The 19,393-nt window shown below is 71.7% G+C and carries 16 protein-coding genes; 6 read left to right on the top strand and 10 right to left on the bottom strand.

Annotation, left to right across the window (positions count from 1 at the left end; all coding sequences use genetic code 11):
* Nucleotides 1–23: 23 nt before the first annotated feature.
* Nucleotides 24–428 (bottom strand): hypothetical protein, encoded by a 405-nt coding sequence (locus tag GGG17_RS15375; RefSeq protein WP_154594565.1) that lies wholly within the window; start codon nt 426–428, stop codon nt 24–26.
* Between the two features lie 348 nt (nt 429–776).
* Between GGG17_RS15375 and GGG17_RS15370 the strand changes: the two genes are divergently transcribed.
* Nucleotides 777–1,025, top strand: coding sequence for a WhiB family transcriptional regulator (locus GGG17_RS15370; RefSeq protein WP_154594595.1), 249 nt, complete (start codon nt 777–779; stop codon nt 1,023–1,025).
* Between the two features lie 84 nt (nt 1,026–1,109).
* Here the strand turns inward: GGG17_RS15370 and GGG17_RS15365 are convergent, their stop codons facing one another.
* Complete coding sequence (locus GGG17_RS15365) at nt 1,110–2,621, bottom strand: sensor histidine kinase (RefSeq protein WP_311966744.1); 1,512 nt, start codon at nt 2,619–2,621, stop codon at nt 1,110–1,112.
* 85 nt (nt 2,622–2,706) lie between these two features.
* On the bottom strand, nt 2,707–7,584 hold the full coding sequence (locus tag GGG17_RS15360; protein WP_154594564.1) for an NAD-glutamate dehydrogenase: 4,878 nt from the start codon (nt 7,582–7,584) through the stop codon (nt 2,707–2,709).
* Nucleotides 7,585–7,836: 252 nt separating this feature from the next.
* Here GGG17_RS15360 and GGG17_RS15355 point away from each other — a divergent pair, with 252 nt between their 5' ends.
* Together GGG17_RS15355 and GGG17_RS15350 are read left to right on the top strand one after the other, a co-directional pair.
* Entirely contained in the window at nt 7,837–8,046 is a 210-nt protein-coding gene (locus GGG17_RS15355) for a hypothetical protein (protein ID WP_154594563.1), read from the top strand.
* The gene (locus GGG17_RS15350) at nt 8,043–8,381 is read left to right on the top strand and encodes a hypothetical protein (protein ID WP_154594562.1); all 339 of its coding nucleotides are present in this window, start codon (nt 8,043–8,045) and stop codon (nt 8,379–8,381) included. The genes GGG17_RS15355 and GGG17_RS15350 overlap by 4 nt, the downstream gene beginning before the upstream one ends.
* A 39-nt stretch (nt 8,382–8,420) precedes the next feature.
* On the opposite strand, the gene GGG17_RS15345 is transcribed toward GGG17_RS15350, so the two are convergent.
* The 5 genes from GGG17_RS15345 to GGG17_RS16090 all read right to left on the bottom strand — a co-directional run bounded on the left by GGG17_RS15345 (nt 8,421) and on the right by GGG17_RS16090 (nt 14,064).
* The gene (locus GGG17_RS15345) at nt 8,421–8,837 is read right to left on the bottom strand and encodes a DUF6912 family protein (protein ID WP_154594561.1); all 417 of its coding nucleotides are present in this window, start codon (nt 8,835–8,837) and stop codon (nt 8,421–8,423) included.
* Nucleotides 8,838–8,892: 55 nt separating this feature from the next.
* Complete coding sequence (locus tag GGG17_RS15340) at nt 8,893–10,293, bottom strand: WS/DGAT/MGAT family O-acyltransferase (RefSeq protein ID WP_154594560.1); 1,401 nt, start codon at nt 10,291–10,293, stop codon at nt 8,893–8,895.
* A gap of 111 nt (nt 10,294–10,404) precedes the next feature.
* Nucleotides 10,405–11,994, bottom strand: coding sequence for a sugar transferase (locus tag GGG17_RS15335; protein ID WP_154594559.1), 1,590 nt, complete (start codon nt 11,992–11,994; stop codon nt 10,405–10,407).
* Between the two features lie 181 nt (nt 11,995–12,175).
* Nucleotides 12,176–13,381, bottom strand: coding sequence for a CpaE/TadZ family protein (locus tag GGG17_RS15330; protein ID WP_311966743.1), 1,206 nt, complete (start codon nt 13,379–13,381; stop codon nt 12,176–12,178).
* Nucleotides 13,378–14,064 carry an SAF domain-containing protein gene (locus tag GGG17_RS16090; RefSeq protein ID WP_195849255.1) on the bottom strand — a complete coding sequence of 229 codons (687 nt, stop codon included), beginning with the start codon at nt 14,062–14,064 and terminating at the stop codon, nt 13,378–13,380. The genes GGG17_RS15330 and GGG17_RS16090 overlap by 4 nt, the downstream gene beginning before the upstream one ends.
* Before the next feature lie 228 nt (nt 14,065–14,292).
* On the opposite strand from GGG17_RS16090, the gene GGG17_RS15320 reads away from it, so the two are divergent.
* Nucleotides 14,293–14,541: a helix-turn-helix domain-containing protein gene (locus GGG17_RS15320; RefSeq protein ID WP_154594558.1), complete on the top strand. Its 249-nt coding sequence runs from the start codon at nt 14,293–14,295 to the stop codon at nt 14,539–14,541.
* On the opposite strand, the gene GGG17_RS15315 is transcribed toward GGG17_RS15320, so the two are convergent.
* Nucleotides 14,532–15,074, bottom strand: a complete 543-nt coding sequence (locus GGG17_RS15315) for a hypothetical protein (RefSeq protein WP_154594557.1) — start codon at nt 15,072–15,074, stop codon at nt 14,532–14,534. The genes GGG17_RS15320 and GGG17_RS15315 overlap by 10 nt on opposite strands.
* Before the next feature lie 158 nt (nt 15,075–15,232).
* Between GGG17_RS15315 and GGG17_RS15310 the strand changes: the two genes are divergently transcribed.
* Nucleotides 15,233–16,063 carry a LysM peptidoglycan-binding domain-containing protein gene (locus tag GGG17_RS15310; protein WP_154594556.1) on the top strand — a complete coding sequence of 277 codons (831 nt, stop codon included), beginning with the start codon at nt 15,233–15,235 and terminating at the stop codon, nt 16,061–16,063.
* Entirely contained in the window at nt 16,060–16,575 is a 516-nt protein-coding gene (locus GGG17_RS15305; protein ID WP_154594555.1) for an Rv3235 family protein, read from the top strand. Before GGG17_RS15310 ends, GGG17_RS15305 begins: the two co-directional genes overlap by 4 nt.
* 67 nt (nt 16,576–16,642) lie before the next feature.
* On the opposite strand, the gene secA is transcribed toward GGG17_RS15305, so the two are convergent.
* Nucleotides 16,643–19,375, bottom strand: a complete 2,733-nt coding sequence (gene secA, locus GGG17_RS15300; RefSeq protein WP_311966742.1) for a preprotein translocase subunit SecA — start codon at nt 19,373–19,375, stop codon at nt 16,643–16,645.
* Nucleotides 19,376–19,393 lie beyond the last annotated feature (18 nt).

The following is a 19,393-nucleotide window of genomic DNA, read 5'->3' as shown; positions in this document are numbered from 1 at the left end:
ACTGGTCAGATGCCGCCGACTGGTCAGACATCGCCGCCGGGGCCGTCAGGGCGAGAGAGCACGACGCCGGCGATAGCAACCGTCACGCCGAGCAGGACGAGGGCCGCTGGCACCAGCTCGCCGCTCTGCCACAGGCTCACGCCCACGGGGACCAGCAGAACGTGCCACAGCACCGTCGGGGTGCGCGGCCACTGGGCGCCGCGATGCAGCCCCCGGGCCAGCGCGACGAAGCCCGCCGCCGCGAGCAGGAAGAGCACAAGCTCCACCACGCTCCGCGCCACCTCGTCGGTGCGACCCGAGACGATCTGCACCAACCAGTAGCCCGCCGCCGCCACGGCCACGACGGTCTGCGCCACCAGGACCGCCACGGGCCAGAGCGCGCCCCGGGCAGGGGTCGACGATCCGCGGGCGCGCTTGTTGCTACTCAAGGTGATAGATCCTCATTTGTCGTGACCACCTGTCGGATCCCATCGCACGTTCGGCCCTGGTCGTGCCCAGCCTCTAGTCAAGCGGGACGCTTCTCACTAGGATGGTGACTTGGCGTGCGACGAGCTTTGCTCGATCAAACGGTACCCACAAGCGTAGGCAACGGCTTCTGACGCCCACCCCTTGTGCCGCGGAAGCGGCGGATGTGATGGTGGACCGGAGCGGTCCTCGGAACACGCTGGGCACGTCCGACGTTGGACCCAACATCTCCCACACCCCAACAAGGGTACGGAACCCTGGATGCCCTCACGCACCCAGGCCGCATCGTCTATGCAAGGAGCATGATCAAGATGGACTGGCGCGACAGCGCGGCCTGCCTTGAGGAGGACCCTGAGCTCTTCTTCCCGATCGGCAACACGGGCCCGGCAATCATGCAGATCGAGGAGGCCAAGGCCGTGTGCCGGCGCTGCCCGGTCATGGACACCTGCCTCAAGTGGGCCATCGAGTCCGGTCAGGATGCCGGCGTGTGGGGCGGCATGTCCGAGGACGAGCGACGCGCTCTCAAGCGCCGCAACGCCCGGGCCCGCCGCGCGAGCTGACTCCGCAGGCACGACGACACGAGCGACGGCGTCGCCACCCCGAGGGTGGCGGCGCCGTCGGCGTGCCTCAGGAGCGCCCGGCGCTCAATCGTCGTCGTCACCGGTCGCGCCCACGGCGCGCAGCTTGGCGGTGAACGTCACGACGGTGCCGCGGGGCTCGCGACGTTCCCATCGGATGTGGCCCCGCAGGTCCTGCACCAGGCTCGACACGATCTGCGTACCCAGGCTGTCACCATGCGGCGTGAATCCTTCCGGCAGCCCGACCCCGTCGTCGGACACGGTCACCGTCAGCAGCTCCCCCGCCTCGCCCGTGGGGTCCTGGGGGTCCGGGCCGCGGCGAGCCTCGATCACGAGCTCCCCGCCGTTCGACGCCAGCCCGTGCTCGACGGCGTTGGAGACGAGCTCGGCCATGACCATCGACAGCGAGGTGGCGTCCTCGGCCCGCAGCCTGCCGAAGGACCCGACCAGCCGCGAGCGCACCGGCTCCTCGGTGCGAGCCACCTCGACGACCGCGCTGTTGGAGCGCTTGACGATGTCGTCGAAGTCCACCGTCTCGTCCAACGCCTGGCTGAGGGTCTGGTGCACGAGCGCGATCGTGCCCACACGCCGCACGGCCTCCTGCAGCGCGACGCGAGCGTCCTCGGACGGCATACGACGGGCCTGCAGGCGCAGCACCGCGGCCACGGTCTGCAGGTTGTTCTTGACCCGGTGGTGGATCTCGCGGATCGTCGCGTCCTTGGTCATGAGCTCACGCTCGCGACGGCGCAGCTCGCTGACGTCGCGCATGATGATGACCGCCCCCACCCGCTGCCCCCGCTCGACCAGGGGGATGGCGCGCATCGTCACGTGACCGGCGCGGGTCTCGACCTCGGTGCTCCAGGGCGCTCGCCCGGTCACGACCAGGGCGAGCGTCTCGTCGACCGGGGCGTGGTCGCGCAGCACCCCGGTGGTGATCTCGGCGAGGGTCACCCCGAGCACGGCCCCCACGTGCCCGATGCGGTGCAGGCCCGAGATGGCGTTGGGGCTGGCGTAGGTGATGACACCGTCGACGTCCAGCCGCACGATGCCGTCGCCGACGCGCGGGGCGCCGCGTCGCTGCCCCGTCGGCACCTCGGTGCTCGGGAACGCGCCCGAGGCGATCATCCGGCACAGGGCGTCGCCGGTGGACATGTAGGTCAGCTCGAGGCGGCTCGGCACGCGCAGGTAGGCCGGGTTGGTGCAGCGGCTCATCACCGCGAGCGCCCGACCGTCGCGCACCACCGGGACGGCGTCCTGCCGGATCCCGTCGTCGTCGATCCAGCCCGGGTCCTGGTCGCGCACGGTGCGCCTCGAGGCATAGGACTCGTTGAGCAGCGGGCGGCGGCTGCGGGGCGTCCGCGTGCCCACGATGTCCTCGGCAAAGACCATGCGACCCGTCGTCGGTCGGGCGTGCGCCACGACCAGCCACTCCCCCGACCGCGTCGGCACCCACAGCACCAGGTCGGCAAAGGTCAGGTCGGAGATGATCTGCCAGTCGCCCACCAGCAGGCGGAGCCAGTTGAGGTCCCCGTCGACCAGGTCGGTCTCGGCGCGCAGGATGTCGGTGAGGGTCGCCACCTCATCACCCTAGGTGACGAGCGTGGGCCCCGGCGCACGACCCTTCCGAGCCGTATGCCGAGGCCCGCCGCGAGCGGGGTCGACGTCAGTCCGCCGCCGCTCCGCTGCGGATCACGCTGCGCAGCGTCCGCAGGGCCACCGACAGCGGCGCGATCCCCGGACGCTCGATCCGGGCGATCCCCGTCAGCGCCGTCTGGGCGCGGCCCAGCTGGTCGGCGTTGAGCTGCTCCCAGCGCCCGATCTGCTCGCCGGGGTCCTGCAGCTCGCCGGCCGATCCCAGCACCGCCATGGTGAGGGCGCCGAGGGCGGCATACAGGTCGTCGCGCATGGAGCCGCGGGCGAGGGCGTCCCAGCGGTCCTCGCGAGGCAGCGCCGACACCCGCGTCAGCAGGGCGTCCACGCCGAAGTGCTCCGACAGCTGGAAGTAGAGCCGTGCCACGTCGTCGCCGGGCCGCTCCGTCTCGCGGGCGATCTCGACGATGTCCAGGACGGAGTAGAGGTCGAGCAGCCCGGCGGCCCGCACCGCCAGCTCCTCCGGGACCCCCTGCTCGACCAGCGCGTCGGCCTGCTCGCGCAGCCGCTCGTGCTCGCCGCCCTTGAGCATGTCCGCGACCTGGGGCTGCACCCGACGCACCGTGTCGGCGAACCGCTCGATCTCGGCCTCCACGTCCAGGCTGGACGGGCGGTTCTGCAGGAACCACCGGGTGGCGCGGTCGAGCAGGCGACGGAACTCGAGATACATCCAGGTCTGGGTGTCCGTGGGGACCTGGTTGTCCAGCGCCTCGACCTGCTGGACGAAGTCCCGCAGGTCGAAGACCTCGCGCGCCACCACGAAGGCCTTGGCGATCTGCTCGGGGCTGGCGGCCGTCTCCTCCATCGCCCGGAAGGCGAACGTGATCCCACCGCGGTTGACCAGGGAGTTGACCACCGCGTTGACGATGATCTCGCGGCGCAGCGGGTGGCGCTGCAGCTCCTCGGCGTAGCGCTCGCGCACCGGATCGGGGAAGTACTCCGCGAGGGTTCGGGCGAAGAAGGGCTCGTCCGGCAGGCCGCTCGCCTGCAGGTCCGCCTTGAGCGCCAGCTTGGCGTAGGCCATCAGCACGGAGGCCTCCGGCGAGGTCAGGCCGTGGCCCGCCTCGGCGCGCTCGTCCAGCTCGGCGTCACCGGGGAGGAACTCCAGGGGTCGGTCGAGCTCGCCCCGCTCCTCGAGCCAGGTGATGAGCCGGCGGTGCGTCGGGAGCATCTCGTGCTCCTGGTAGCGCGCGTTGCCGAGCAGGACGTTCTGCTCGTAGTTGTCGCGCAGCACCTGGTAGGCGACCTCGTCGGTCATCGAGGCCAGCAGCTCGTTGCGCTGCTTGAGGGTGAGGTCGCCGTCCTTCATCAGCCCCGTGAGCAGGATCTTGATGTTGACCTCGTGGTCCGAGGTGTCCACGCCCGCCGAGTTGTCGACGGCGTCGGTGTTGACGTGGATCCCGGCCTTGGCCGCCTCGATGCGCCCGAGCTGGGTCGCCCCGAGGTTGCCGCCCTCGCCCACGACCCGGCACCGCAGGTCGCGGCCGTCGACGCGGATGGCGTCGTTGGCCCGGTCGCCGACCTGGGCGTGGACCTCGGTCGAGGCCTTGATGTAGGTGCCGATGCCGCCGTTCCACACGAGGTCGACCGGGGCCTGCAGGATCGCCCGCATCAGCTCGGCCGGCGTCATCGTCGCCGGCGCATCGGCGATCCCCAGCGCCTCGCCCATCTGCGGCGAGACGGGCACCGACTTGGCGGAGCGGGCAAAGACGCCCCCGCCCTCGCTGATCAGCGAGGCGTCGTAGTCCGCCCACGAGGATCGCGGCAGGTCGAACAGGCGCCGGCGCTCGGCATACGAGCTGTCGGCCACCGGCGAGGGGTCGACGAAGATGTGACGGTGGTCGAAGGCCGCGACCAGGCGGATGTGCTCGGACAGCAGCATGCCGTTGCCGAAGACGTCGCCGCTCATGTCGCCGACGCCCACCACCGTGAAGTCCTCGGTCTGGGTGTCCAGCCCGAGCTCACGGAAGTGACGCTTGACCGACTCCCACGCGCCGCGGGCGGTGATGCCCATGCCCTTGTGGTCGTAGCCCGCGGAGCCGCCGGACGCGAACGCGTCGTCGAGCCAGAAGCCGTAGGACTGCGCCACGCCGTTGGCGATGTCGCTGAACTTGGCCGTGCCCTTGTCGGCCGCGACGACCAGGTAGGGGTCGTCGGGGTCGTGCCGCACGACGTCGTGCGGCGGCACGATGTCCCGCCCGACGCGGTTGTCGGTCAGGTCGAGCAGCCCGGAGATGAAGAGCTGGTAGGCCTCGACGCCCTCCGCCAGCCACGCGTCCCGGTCCACGGCCGGGTCCGGCAGCTGCTTGGCGAAGAAACCGCCCTTGGACCCGGTGGGCACGATGACGGCATTCTTGACCATCTGCGCCTTGACCAGGCCGAGGATCTCGGTGCGGAAGTCCTCGCGCCGGTCGCTCCAGCGCAGGCCGCCGCGGGCGACATTGCCGAACCGCAGGTGCACGCCCTCGACGCGGGGGCTGTAGACCCAGACCTCGAACTTGGGCTTGGGGGCCGGGAGGCCGGGGACGGCGTGCGGGTCGAGCTTCATCGACAGGTAGGGCTTGGGCGCGCCGTCGTCCTGGTGCTGGTAGAAGTTCGTGCGCAGGACGGCCCGGACGGTGCCGAGGAAGGACCGCAGGATCCGGTCGGCGTCCAGGGACGCCACCTCCTCCAGGGCATCGGTGATCCGGTCGACGACGGCCTGCTCGGCGGCGTGCCTTTCCTGCATCCCCCGCTCGTCGTCGGCGTAGGTGCCGACGCCGAACCGCGTCTCGAACAGCTCGACGAGCATCCGGCTGATCTCGGGGTTGCCGGTGAGCACGGACTCGATGTAGCCCGCCGTGAAGGTCGTGCCGGCCTGGCGGAGGTACTTGGCGATCGAGCGCAGGATGACGACCTGGCGGGACGTGAGCCCCGCCCGCAGGACCAGGGAGTTGAGCGAGTCGGACTCGATCTCCCCGGACCATGCCTGGGCAAAGACCTGCTGGACATCCCGACGGACGTCGCCGCCGTGGTCCTCCCAGACGTCTGCGGAGTCCGCCTTGAGCCCGAAGTCGTAGACGTAGGCGGGGGCGCGGCCCGCGCGGTCGACGGTGTAGGGCCGCTCGTCGGTGACCTCGACCCCCAGGTGCGTGAAGATCGGCAGCAGCCGCGACAGCGACAGCTCGTGCTCGGTGTAGACCTTCATCCGCCGCTCGTCGCCGGGGGCACCGAGGGAGTGGTAGAGGTTGAGCCCCAGCCCGTCGGCGGGCACCGCGTCGAGGTGCTCGAGGTCCACGACCGCGACGCGCGCCGAGAAGTCCTCCTTGTAAGACTCCGAGAAGGCCCGGCCGTAGGACTTGAGGATCCGGGCGGCGTCCTCCTCGCCGTGCTCTTGCGTGACGGCCTCGGCGAGGTCGTCGCCCCAGGCACGGGTGATCTCCATCATCTTGCGCTCCAAGGCTTCTCGGTCGATGTCCGGGAGGGACACGCCTCGCGGCACCCGCACGACGAAGTGCAGTCGGGCCAGCGTGGACTCGTTGACGCGGGTGGTGTAGTCGATCTGGTCGCTGCCGAAGGTGTCGCGCAGCAGGGCCTCGATCCGCAGCCGCGCCGTCGTGTTGTAGCGGTCGCGCGGGAGGTAGACCAGACAGGAGGTGAAGCGGCCGTAGACGTCCTGCCGCAGGAAGACGCGCAGCTGGCGGCGCACCTTGGCGTGGATGATGGACTTCGCCGTCTCGGCGAGCTCGCCCGGCTCGGACTGAAAGATCTCGTCGCGGGGGAAGGTCTGCAGCACGCTCACGAGGTCGCGGCCGTCGTGGCTCTCCGGGGAGTAGCCGGACAGGCGCAGCGCCTCCCGCACCTTGTCGCTCGCGATGGGCACCCGCAGCACGGACTCGGTGTAGGCCCCGGAGGTGAACAGGCCGAGGAAGCGGCGCTCCCCCGTCACGACGCCGTCGGCGTCGAAGGTCTTGACCCCGATGTAGTCGAGGTAGCCGGCCCGGTGCACGGTGGAGCGCGAGTTGGCTTTGGTGAGGATCAGCAGGTGCGGCTCGCGGGCCTTGTCGCGCACGGCACCGACGAGGTGCGGGACCGACGCCTGCCGCTCGTCGTAGCGCAGGATGCCGAGCCCGGTGCCGGGCACCGCGTGCAGCGAGAGGTCGTCCCCGTCCTCGTGGAGGGCGTAGTCGCGGCAGCCTACGAAGGTGAAGTTGTCCGCGGCCAGCCAGTCGAGCAGCCGCACCGCCTGGTCGACCTCGGCCTCGGAGACCGGGCCGGGTGGGTCCTCGCGCAGCGCGTCGGCGGTCTGCCGAGCCCGGTCACGCATCTTGGACCAGTCCTCGACCGCCTCCCGCACGTCACCCAGCACCTGCTCCAGGCGTTCCTGGACCTCGCGCAGGTCGGGGGCATCGGACTCACGATCGATCTCGACGTGCATCCAGGACTCGACGTGGACCCCGAACTCCCCCGTGGGGGCGTCCTCCGGGTCGACGTCGAGGACCTCGACCAGCTCGCCCACGGCGTCTCGGCGCACGACGAGCTGGGGGTGGACCACGTGGTGGATCGTGCGCCCGTCCGCCATGATCGCGGCGGTGACGGAGTCGACGAGGAAGGGCATGTCGTCGGTGACGGTCTGCACGACCGTGTGCCCGCAGGACCACTTGTTCTCCGCGACGGTGGGGGTGAAGACCCGCACCGACGCTCGTCCGGGCGCTCGGCGTCTGGCCAGCTCCCGGTGCGACAGCGCCGCGCCGAGCAGGTCCTCGGGCGCGCGTGCCCGCAGGTCCTCGTCGGCGGTGTGCCGGTAGTAGCGGTGCAGGAGCTGGGCGGTTGTGCCGTCCCGGGAGCGGCCTGCCACCTCCGCGGCTGCGGTCAGCAGCTCTGCGCGGGTCTGGTCGAAGGATGCAGACATGGCCTGTGTGTACCTCATCGATCTCGACGTCGTGCACGACAGCGTGCACCTCCCCGAGACTAGCTCCCCGGCGACGTGCCCGCAGGCGGCCCCCGCACCTCGCGACCCGCCCCGCCGCAGGATGTGGCTCCACGGATCCCCTGGACGCCGGATCCTCCCGCCCGCAGCGGTGGTCACGGACGGTATTGCGATCGCGACAGGGGCCTGTGGACGCCCTCCTCGGCGCCCGCCGGGACCGCTAGAGTCGAGTCCGTGCCCGCCACCCGCCCGACCTGCCCCAGCGCCGCCGAGCCGACCCTGCGACGCCTCGCGCAGGTGCTGGACGAGGCGGTCGAGGAGCTGGCCTGGTCCGGCGCACAGCCTGCGCCAGAGCTGCAGGAGGCCCTGACGGCCGTCCTCGCGCGGCTCAGCTGCCGCCTCGAGGCCCTCCACGACCGTTCGACGGAGCTGGTCCGGTCATGAGCCCGTATGCCGCGCCCACCGGGGACGCGTCGTCCTGCTCCGCGCTGGCCGCCGCCCTGCACCGCCACCGCGGGCGGGTCGCCGACGCCCTCGCGGCAGCCCGCGCGGCCGCCGGGACCGCAGCCACGGACGAGGAGCAGGGCCTGCTGGAGGCGATGGACCGCCTCGCCGCGGGGCTCCAGGCCCACGCGGTCCACCTCGCCGAACTGCGGGGGGAGGCCATGGGCAGCCCGGACGAGCATGCCCTGGCCGCCGCGCGGCACCGGGCGGAGGTCGCCCGGATGCGCCGGGTCCTCGCCGCGGTCGACGCTCGCCTGCGGGACCAGCCGGCCTGACCGGGTTTGGTGAGGACACGCCGGTCCGAGCGCGTGCGGTCAGTCGCTCTCGACCAGAGCGATCACCTGGTCGAGCTCGGTGACGTCGTGCCACAGCAGGTCCGTGTCGTCGTGCTCGGTGGTTTCGTCGACGTGCAAGGACACCAAGCGCTCGCGGCGCACGGGTCCCACGACCGTCACGTCGGCGTAGCCGTCTGGCACGTCGTGCACCGAGGCGGCGGGCAGGTCCGCTGCCGCCACGACCCGCCGCGACGCACCCGCCCGCACCGACGCGGCGGCCGCGCACTCGAGCAGGGCGTCGTACTCCTGCTCCTCCTCGTCCTCCTCGGCGAGCTCACGGCGTACCGCCGCCGTCACGGCACGGGCGGGCCGATCGTCGACCCGCACGTCCTCGGCGCCGGCCAGCCGGCGCAGGTCGGAGGCATCGAGAGCGAGGTAGACGCGGCGCAGGGACATGGGGCTCCTCGGGCGGTGGGACGGCAGCGGGTGGCGGCTGGGCGAGGTCGGGCGGTCAGGCGTGATCCAGCAGCTCGTCGAGACTCTCGGTGATCGCGGCGGCGAGCACGTCGAGGTCCGGGACGAGGTCTCGGTCGGCATTGATGCCGTAGTGCACCCGGCCGTCGTAGGAAGTGACCCCGATCGCGAGGGCCTGCCCCTCGGCCACCGGCATCACCGGGTAGGTGTCGGTCATGGTCGCACGCCCGAGGAAACGCGGGGTCTGCGGGCCGGGCACGTTGGTCACCACGAGGTTGAACAGGCTGCGCGACGCGACCGCCCCCAGGCGGGAGCCGAGGGAGTGCAGGGTGGGAGAGGCGAACCCCGCCAGCCCCGCCAGGGTGGCGGCGCCGAGCGCGCGGCCCCGGTCGACCTGACGCCACATCGCGTAGGCGATCTGGTGCAGGCGGACCAGGGGGGTCGGCTCGCCGACGGGCAGGTCGATGATGCAGGCCGACAGGCGGTCGCCGTCGTCATGGCTCGCGTGGACGCTGACCGGGACCAGCACCCGCACGGATGTGCTCCGGGTCACGTGCTCGCCCCGCGACTCCAGCCAGGTCCGCAGTGCCCCCGTGATCACGGCGAGGATGACGTCGTTGACGCTGGGCTCGAGCCCGACGTCGCCGCGGTCGACGCCGCGACGCACCGCCCGGTAGTCCTCGAGGTCGGTGTCGACGCTGACGAAGCGGCGCGCGGACCCGGTCGGCCCGTTGAGCGGGCTGCGGGTCGTGCTCCGCGAGGTGCTGGCGAGCGCGGACACCACCTGGCTCACGCCGGCCGTGACGCGTTCTCCAGCGCTGCGCAGCTCGCTCGCACCGTTGCGCGCCACCTCGACCAGGCGGCCGGGGCGGCGCACGGCGCCCACGAGGGCACCGACCACGAGCGCGACGTCGCTGGGCTCCCGGCCCGGCGCCCAGGGGGCCTCCCGCGGCTCGTGCTCGACCGGCTCGTCGTCCAGCACCACCTCGGCGATGTCGACGGCCTCCACCCCGTCCACCAATGCCTGGTGGGTCTTGGTGACGAGCGCGAAGCCGCCGCTCTGCAGACCCTCGACGAGGTAGAGCTCCCAGAGCGGACGGGCCCGGTCGAGGGGTCGGGCCAGGACACGGGCGACGAACTCGTCGAGCTGTTGTCGGGTGCCCGGCCGCGGCAGCGCCGACCGGCGTACGTGGTAGGTCACGTCGAACGCCTCGTCCGTCACCCAGACGGGGTTGGCGACGCCGCCGGGGACGGACCGCACCCGTTGGCGGTAGCGGGGCACCTGTGCGATCCGTCGGCTCACCCGCGCGAGCAGCTCCTCCTGGCCGGGGGCCGTCTGATCACCGTCGAAGACCAGGACCGCACCCACGTGCATGACGGCGTTGGGCCTCTCCAGGTAGAGGAAAGAGGCGTCCAGCGGGGTGAGGCGGGTGGTCATGGGCACCATGCTCGCAGACCTCCCCTGCGGTCGCCCTCCCGGGGCGTGGACCAGGTCGGGGCTCGGCCGAGCTCGGGCTGCCCTGACCTGGCCCGGACCATCCAGATCTGGTCAGTAGGCGCCGTCGCCCTTGATCACCGCGCGGGCGGTCTTCCACAGGATCTGCATGTCCAGCCCGACCGACCAGTTGTCGACGTAGCGCAGGTCGAGGTTCACCGACTGGTCCCAGTCGAGGTCGGAGCGTCCGCTGACCTGCCACAGTCCGGTGAGCCCAGGCTTGACCCGCAGACGGCGGTTGTCCTTGTCGTGGTACTTCTCCGCCTCCTCGGCCAGCGGGGGCCGCGGGCCGATCAGTGCCATGTCGCCGCGCAGGACGTTGAACAGCTGGGGCAGCTCGTCGATGCTGTAGCGGCGGATCACCTTGCCGACCTTGGTGACGCGGGGGTCGTCGGCCATCTTGAAGAGCACCTTGTTGCCCTCGGAGGACGCGTGCTGCTGCTTGACCAGCTGGGCGCGCAGCTCGTCGGAGTCCACGACCATGCTGCGGAACTTGATCATGGTGAACGGCTCGGCGTCCTGGCCTAGCCGCTGCTGGGTGTAGAAGATCGGGCCCTTGCTGGTGAGCTTGATGGCCAGAGCGGTCGCGATCAGGATCGGTGAGACCGCCAGCAGCGCGAGGCACGCGATGGTGCGGTCCTGGACGTTCTTGACGAGACCGCGGCCGAGCTTGTCGGACGGCCGCTCCCAGTGCAGGAGCTGCAGACCCGACGTGGGCTGCATCGTCACCAGCGACGGCGTGGTGTCCACCATGCCGGGCGAGACGACCAGATCAGCTCCGGTGCGCTCGAGAGCCCACGAGAGACGCCGCAGCGAGGTGCCCGACAGCCCCCCGCCGGTCACGACGACGGTGTCGATGTCATGGTCCACGACCATCTGGGGGATCTCCGACAGGACGCCCCACACGGGCACCTGCGCCCCCCGCGTCATGGGGACGACGTCGAGGCTGGACAGCGCCATACCGACCACCTGCATGCCGTGGTCCTTGGTGCTCGCGAGCTCACGGGCGAAGGCGCCGGCCGTCAGGCCGTCGCCGGCCACGAGGGTGCGGAGCATCGCCTCGCCCGAGGTGCGGCGACGCTTGAGCGTGTGCCGGACGACGAGGCGGTGCACGATGGTCAGCAGCGCGATCGCCGGGACACCGACGAGGACGTACCGGCGCGGGAGCTCGACCTTGACGGCGTAGGACATGAAGCCGAGGACGGCCATCGCCCCGAAGGCCGCGCCGAGCACGGCCTGGACCGCGGCGGTACTCTCGCTCATGCGTCGCAGGTCGTAGCCGCGGCGGATGAGCAGCAGACCGCCCCACAGCACACCCGTCACGAGGGCCCCGGCGACAGACTCGCCCAGGGATCGCCAGTCGTTGATCATCAGGACGAAGGTGATGCCCACGGCGATGAGCACGTCACCGGAGACAGCTTGCAGCATCACAGGTCGTTCCCACCGAGCGCGGCGGGTGTGGGCGCGGGCGACCGGATCGAAGTCGTGGTCGACCACGCGACCCGCCTGCGTCTCCTCGACGGCGGCCGGCACGACGTACGGTCGCTCGGCTGCCCAGGAGACCCTGGTGCGGGTGGTGGGCTCGCGGCGGTCGTCCCCCTGCTCCGCCTGATCCTCGCCCATCCGATCGTGCTGGATCGTCATCTACCCCCCTACAAGGCCGGTGTCGTGCAGGCCATAGTTTCTCCATCACCCTACGGGGGCGCATCCCGGTCACGTGAGCCGATGCACCATCTCCGCACGACTGGTCCCTCCAAGGAACGACGAGTGACATTTGATCACAGAGGGTGAAATCAGGTCACCGTGCCCCGGCAGGCAGGCCTCCTCAGCGGACGACGGCCGCCGCCACCGAGGCGATGGCCGAACGCACCGCAGAGTCCGGCGCGACGTCGTGCAGCACCGTCCCGGCGAGGAGGGCGGCGTCCACCCGCTCGACGTCCAGGGGCACGAGCACCGGGTCCTCCACGCCCCCGAAGCGCTCGAGCAGCGACTGGATGCGCGCCGTCGGCCTCGGCCCCACCGCGCTCGCCCGCAGGCGGTTGACCACGACGACGCCGGCCTCGACCTCGCGCCCGGCCAGCTCCTGCAGGCCGCGCACCAGTCGCTGCAGGCCCACCGGGTCACCCGCCCCCACCACGACGACCTGGTCGGCGACCTCCAGGGCCGTGAGCGCCGCCATGTTGCGCCGGGGCGCCACGGTGTCATAGCTCAGCTCGTCGTCGTCCTCGAGGCAGGAGGCGCAGTCGACCACGACCACGTCGCAGTCGAGACGCGCGACGTCGAGCACCCGCTCCACCGCACCCGCCCGCAGCTCGGGCCAGCGGTCGGCGCTCGGCAGGCCGGTGAGGACCCGCAGCCGGGGCAGGACCTCGGGCGCCAGCCGCGCGAACGAGGTCACGTCGAGCGTGCCGTGCTCCGCGGCTCGACAGGCGGAGGCGATGCCCGGTGCCTCGTCGAGGATCGCGAGGTGCTGGGCGACGGAGGCAGCCTGCGTGTCGACGTCCACGAGGACCACCTCGCGGCCGTCGAGGGCCAGCTCGGCAGCCAGGTTGACCGCGACGGTCGTGCGACCCGGGGCGCCCGCCGGCCCCCAGACGACCACGACCCGCCCTCTCGGGGCGACCTCGTCGGGGGTGGCCTCCTCGGTCTCGTCGGACCCCTCGGTCGAGGACGGGACGGCAAGGGCTCCCACCACCGCGCCGTAGAGGTCGGGCGCGGGAGCGTCAGGGCCGACGAACGCCCGGATGCCGAGCTGGCGCAGCAGGGCCTCCCCCGCCTCGTCACCGGGGTCGACCACCCCGAGCACGCCGACCGAGCACAGACGCAGGTCGCGGATGGCGCTCAGGTCCAGCCCCCGCAACCGGGGGGAGACCAGCGCGACGTCCCCCAGCCGCGCGTGCGCGGCGGCGAGCAGGTCGGGCAGGTCCACGCACCGGCGACCGACGAGGACCCGGGACCCCAGCCGACCGACCACCGCGCCGTCCCAGACGTCCGGGAGCGCGGTGAGGACCGAGGGTCGCCGCGCGTTCACGAGTCCACCCGCAGCGCGGCGCCGGGCAGCGGCACCGCGGTGATCCGGTCGCGGGCGTCGACGGCGGCCAGCAGCTCAGGGACGACCGCGGCCGGCACCCACACCTGCAGGGTGACGGTCGAGCCGCCGCCCATCAGGCTCGCCCCCTCCTGCGGGTCCCGCGCGATGGTGGCCCCACCGACGACCTTGCGCGGAGCGGCATACACGTCGGTGCCTCCCACGGCGCTGCGCTTGCTCACCCACACCTCGACCGCCGTCCCGCGGACCAGGGCACCCACGGACCCGCTCGGGGCAGGGAGCGCCACCTGACGCTGCCCGACCTGCTCGCGCGTGCCGAGGGAGTCCGTCGGCACCAGCTCGCCGGCGCGCACCGCCTGCACCACGTGCAGGCCGGTGCGGGCCACGGCGCCCGGGGCGACGTACGCGCCCGTCAGGTCACCGAGCCGGACCTCGACGTCCCTCAGGTCGGACGGGGACACGGCCTCTCCCGGACTGAGGTCACGGGTCGCCACGAGGGCGTGGGTCGTCTCCTTGGCAGCGGCGACGACGCGGGCACCGAGCACCACCGACGCCAGGACGAGGAGCACCCCCACGACGAGTCGGGCGTCGCGCCAGGAGGGCTGGCGCAGCCGGCGGGCGGCGGGCCGAGCCTGGGTGGTGTCGGACGGACGAGAACGACGCATGGGACCTCCTGCTGGTGGACGGTCGCGCGCCGGCGCCGACCGTGCCACCATCGTCGCCAATCCGGCGAGGCGGCGTCGTTCGTCATCCACAGGGGTCGCACGCCGTCTCCCGTTGTCCACACCCCGGCAGCACGGTCACCCACGGCCGGCACGCCAGCCCTACACTCGACCAGGCCGGGCACCACGGGGCCCACCGCCCGACATCCGCCTCACGAGGAGCCGCACCCCATGGCCAAGCGCTTCATCCAGCTCGCCGACGTCGCCGAGATCCTTGACATCTCCTCGGCCCAGGCCTATGCGTTGGTGCGCTCGGGCGAGCTCCCGGCGATCAAGGTCGGCGGCCGGGGCCAGTGGCGCGTCGAGACCAGCGAGCTCGAGGACTACATCGAGCGGATGTACTCCGAGACCAAGGCGTTCGTGGCGGCCCACCCCTTCGGCTCGGCCGACCCCGACCCCGAGCCCGACGCTCAGAGCTGACGCACCACCGCCACGGCACCGAAGGGCACCGTCGCGCGGGACCGACGCTGCGAGGGCCGGGCGGGGAGGTCGGCGGGCAGGACGAGCAGGTCCAGGTGGTCCTGGCCGACCCGATCGATGACCCCCTCGTTGACCGTGCCGGTCACGTCGTGCAGCCGGACCGGTCGTCGGTCGCGCGCGAGGTCACGCACGGCGCGTCCCATCCCCGGTCGGCCCGCCATTGCCAGCTCTGCGGGCCGTTCGCCGAGCCGCTCCACCCGCACGACCGCGGCGAGCGGCACGACGCAGCGGCGCCCCTCGCGCGCCAGGACGACACAGTCGACCATGGCCTCGTCGACGTCACCGGCCACCTGCTCCCCACCCAGCACGTGCAGACGCACCGGGAGCCCGACGCTCCCCGCGAGCCGGGCCCCGAGCGTGACACCGGCACGGTCACGGCGTACCCGGTCGGCGAGCCCGGCCAGCTCGTCCGCGCGCCGCTGCTCCTCGACCCGACCCTCGAGGTCGTCGAAGAAGCCCTGCCACCGATCCATGTCGCCTCCTGCACTCAGGGTACGGCCAGTGGCCCTGCGTGACGGGTCTGGTCAACGCAGGACACGAACCGTCGAGAACGCCTCACTCTGTGTTCGCCAAACGACTCTTTCAGCATCAGCCATAGGCAAACGGAGGCAAACTACCTAGAGTCCCTGCCATGTCCCGCCGCCCCCTACCGGCCCCCGCACCCACCGTGCCGTCACGGCGCGCCGCACTCGCCGTCGGCGTCACAGCCCTCGGGGGCGTGGCCTGCCTCGCGTCGGCCGTCGTCCTGGGCTCGCAGGTCGTCACCGCAGCCGCGAGGGGCGTCGGTGGGGCACCGACCCTCCCGGACGTCTTGGTCGCCGCCGTCGAGACCTGTCTCGCCCTCGCGGTCGGCGCCTGGCTGGCCCGGACCGCTGGCGACGTCTGGCGGGCCTGGCGGACATCCAGGGCGGACGGGCCGAGCGGACGCAGCGGACCTGCGGCGGAGCACCTCCTCCCCGTCCGTCGCGCGCGGATCGTCGCGGTGCTGCTGGGCGTCAGCCTGGGCGGCACGACCCTCCAGGCCACCGCCGCGCCCCTCCCGCCAACCTCGTCGTTGACACCCGCTGCTCCGACCTCGTCGACAGCCTCCTCCGGTCAGCCGGACGGGCTCGCCGACCTCCCGGCCGGTCCGGTCCCACCCGAGCTCGTGCCCACCTCCACGGCGCCGCACCCGAGCACCGCGGGACGGGCGGCGCCGGTGGATCCCGAGCTGCGCCCCCTCCGCCAGGAGCGGGAGGTCCGCAGGACCGCCGAGGTCAGTCACGTGGTGATGCGCGGGGACACGCTGTGGGCCATCGCGCAGCAGCACCTGCCCCCCGACGTCGACGCCGAGACCGTCGCGCAGACCTGCCGCGCCTGGCACGACCACAACAGGGACGTCATCGGCCCCGACCCCGACCTGATCCTGCCGGGCCAGGTCCTGACCGCTCCCGCCGCGACCCAGCTCCAGGGGAACCCATGACCGCCACCGTGACCCGTCTGCACCTGCGCCCCGCGCCCGTGATCGCCCCCGAGCCGCTGGACACCGTCGCCGGCGTCGTCGCCGTCCCCCTCACGGACGAGCCCGGCCTCGACCGCCAGCCCGAGCTGGCGCTCGACTTCCACGACCGGGACGCGTTCTTCGGGCCGCAGCCCACCGCGAGCGCCGACCTGCCCTCCCCGCGAGCGTGGGCGCAGCAGGTCAGCCAGGCCCTGGTCGAGGTGCTCGGGGCCCATCGGCCGGTCAGCCAGCTGGTGCGCTGGACCACCACCGACGTGTACGCCCGCCTGGCGCGCGGGTCGCAGGCCGTCGGCAACCGGCACGCGCGGCGCGGACGGCGTCCGGTCGTGCGCAGCGTGCACGTCGCCGAGGACCGGGACGGCCTCGCAGAGGTGGCCGCGGTGGTCGTGGTGGGCGAGCGGGTCCGCGCGCTGGCGTTCCGGATGGTCGGTCGGGACGGACGCTGGGTCATCGACGACCTCGTCGTGGGCTGACCCACCACACACACGAGCGCCCCCGCACCGGCCGGACCGGAGCGGGGGCGCTCGTCATACCTACTGTTCAGCGACCCTTGCGCTGGTTGCGCTTCGCGGCGCGACGTTCCTTGCGGGAGCCGCCGGACGCGGCGGCGCCCCCCTCGTCGTGCTCCTGCACGCCTCCGTCCTCCCCGGGCGCGCTGTAGTGCAGGCGCTCCTGGTGGCGGTCGGTCTCGAGGCCCTTGGCCTTGAACTGTGTCTTGGCCTGGGCCTTGGCCTCGGCGGCGTCCGACAGCCGCTGGGCCTCCTCCTCGCCGATCTCCACCTCGAGGTTGAACAGGTAGGCGACGGACTCCTCCTTGATGCCGTCCATCATTGCCTCGAAGAGCATGAACCCCTCGCGCTGGTACTCGACGAGTGGGTCGCGCTGCGCCATCGCACGCAGCCCGATCCCCTCCTGGAGGTAATCCATCTCGAAGAGGTGCTCCCGCCACTTGCGGTCGAGCACGGACAGCAGGACCCGACGCTCGACCTCGCGCATGACGTGCTCGCCGAGCTCCGCCTCGCGCCGGTCGTAGGCGTGCTGCGCGTCCGACTTGAGCTCCAGGGCGAGGTCCTCGCTCCGCAGCGCCGACCTGCCGCCGGCGTCCGCCTCGAGCTCCTGCCAGGTCACGGCCACCGGCCAGATCTGTCGCAGGGCCGTCCACAACCGGTCCAGGTCCCACTGCTCGGGGAAGGCCTCACCCGTCTCCGCCGTCACGTAGCCGTCGACGACGTCGTTGATGAACAGGCGGATCTGGTCCTGGAGGTTCTCCCCCTCCAGCACGCTCCGCCGCTCGTCGTAGATCACGGTGCGCTGGCGGTTGAGCACGTCGTCGTACTTGAGGACGTTCTTGCGGATCTCGAAGTTGCGACCCTCGACCTGGGTCTGGGCGCTCTGGATGGAACGCGAGACCATCTTGGACTCGATCGGGACCGACTCCTCGATGTTGGCCCGCGCCATGAAGCTCTCGACCATCTGGCCGTTGAACATCCGCATCAGGTCGTCCTGCAGCGACAGGTAGAACCGGCTCTCCCCCGGGTCTCCCTGACGACCGGAACGGCCCCGAAGCTGGTTATCGATGCGACGGGACTCGTGGCGCTCGGTGCCGAGGACGTAGAGCCCCCCGTAGCCGACGACCTCCTCATGGGCCGCGGCGGTGGCCCGCTCGGCGGCTGCGAGCGCCTCGTCCCACGCCGCTTCGTACTCCTCCGGCATCTCGTCGGGGTCCAACCCGCGCGCCTTGAGGTCGGCCATGGCGCGGAACTCGGGGTTGCCGCCCAGGATGATGTCGGTGCCTCGACCCGCCATGTTGGTGGCGACGGTGACCGCGCCCTTGCGGCCGGCCTCGGCCACGATCGCCGCCTCACGCTCGTGGTGCTTGGCGTTGAGGACCTCGTGCGGGACCCCGCGGCGCCGCAGCAGCTCGGAGAGGTACTCCGACTTCTCCACGGAGGTGGTGCCGACCAGGACCGGCTGCCCCTTGGCGTGGCGCTCCTGCAGGTCGTCCGCGACCGCCTCGAACTTCGCGACCTCCGTGCGATAGACGAGGTCGGGCTGGTCCTTGCGAATCATCGGGCGGTTGGTCGGGATGGGGACGACACCGACCTTGTAGATCTGGTGGAGCTCGGCGGCCTCGGTCTGGGCGGTGCCGGTCATGCCGGACAGGACCTTGTAGAGGCGGAAATAGTTCTGCAGGGTGATCGTGGCGAGCGTCTGGTTCTCGTTCTGGATCTCGACGCCTTCCTTGGCCTCGATCGCCTGGTGCATGCCCTCGTTGTAGCGGCGGCCCGGGAGCATGCGGCCGGTGTGCTCGTCGACGATGAGGACCTCGCCGTTCATCACGACGTAGTCCTTGTCCCGCTTGAACAGCTCCTTGGCCTTGATGGCGTTGTTGACGTACCCGATGAGCGGGGTGTTGACCGACTCGTAGAGGTTGTCGATGCCGAGGAAGTCCTCGACCTTGGCGATGCCCGCCTCGAGGATGCCGACGGTCCGCTTCTTCTCGTCGACCTCGTAGTCGCCACGTCCGTCCTCGCCGCGCTCGAGGCGCTGCACCAGACGTGCGAACTCGACATACCACTTGGTGGCCTGGTCGGCCGGGCCCGAGATGATCAGCGGGATGCGCGCCTCGTCGATCAGGATCGAGTCGACCTCGTCGACGATGGCGAAGTTGTGCGGTCGCTGCACGAGCTCCTCGGTCGACCAGGCCATATTGTCGCGCAGGTAGTCGAAGCCGAACTCGTTGTTGGTGCCGTAGGTGATGTCCTTGGCGTACTCGGCGCGCCGCTGCTCGGGCGTCATCGACGCGAGGATGCAACCCGTCTCCAGGCCCAGGAAGCGGTGGATGCGCCCCATCTGCTCGGCCTGGGTGGAGGCGAGGTAGTCGTTGACGGTGACGACGTGCACGCCCTTGCCCTCGAGGGCGTTGAGATAGGACGGCAGCGTGGCGACGAGCGTCTTGCCCTCACCGGTCTTCATCTCGGCGACGTTGCCCTGGTGGAGCGCGGCCCCGCCCATCAGCTGCACGTCGAAGTGTCGCTTGCCGAGCGTGCGCTTGCTCGCCTCGCGGACGACGGCGAAGGCCTCGGGCAGGATGTCGTCGAGCGTCTCGCCGTCCGCGAGCCGCGAGCGGAAGGTGTCGGTCTCGGCCCGCAGCTCGGCGTCGGTGAGGCGCTCGAAGTCCTCCTCGATCGCGTTGACCTGGGCTGCGATGCCCTGCAACCGGCGAAGGGTCTTGCCCTCACCGGCGCGCAGCAGACGCTCGATCACTGACACGTTGAGCTCCCTCGATGA

The sequence above is a fragment of the Arsenicicoccus cauae genome (assembly GCF_009707125.1).
Lineage (GTDB): Bacteria > Actinomycetota > Actinomycetes > Actinomycetales > Dermatophilaceae > Arsenicicoccus > Arsenicicoccus cauae.
This window is presented reverse-complemented; position numbering and strand designations above follow the sequence as displayed.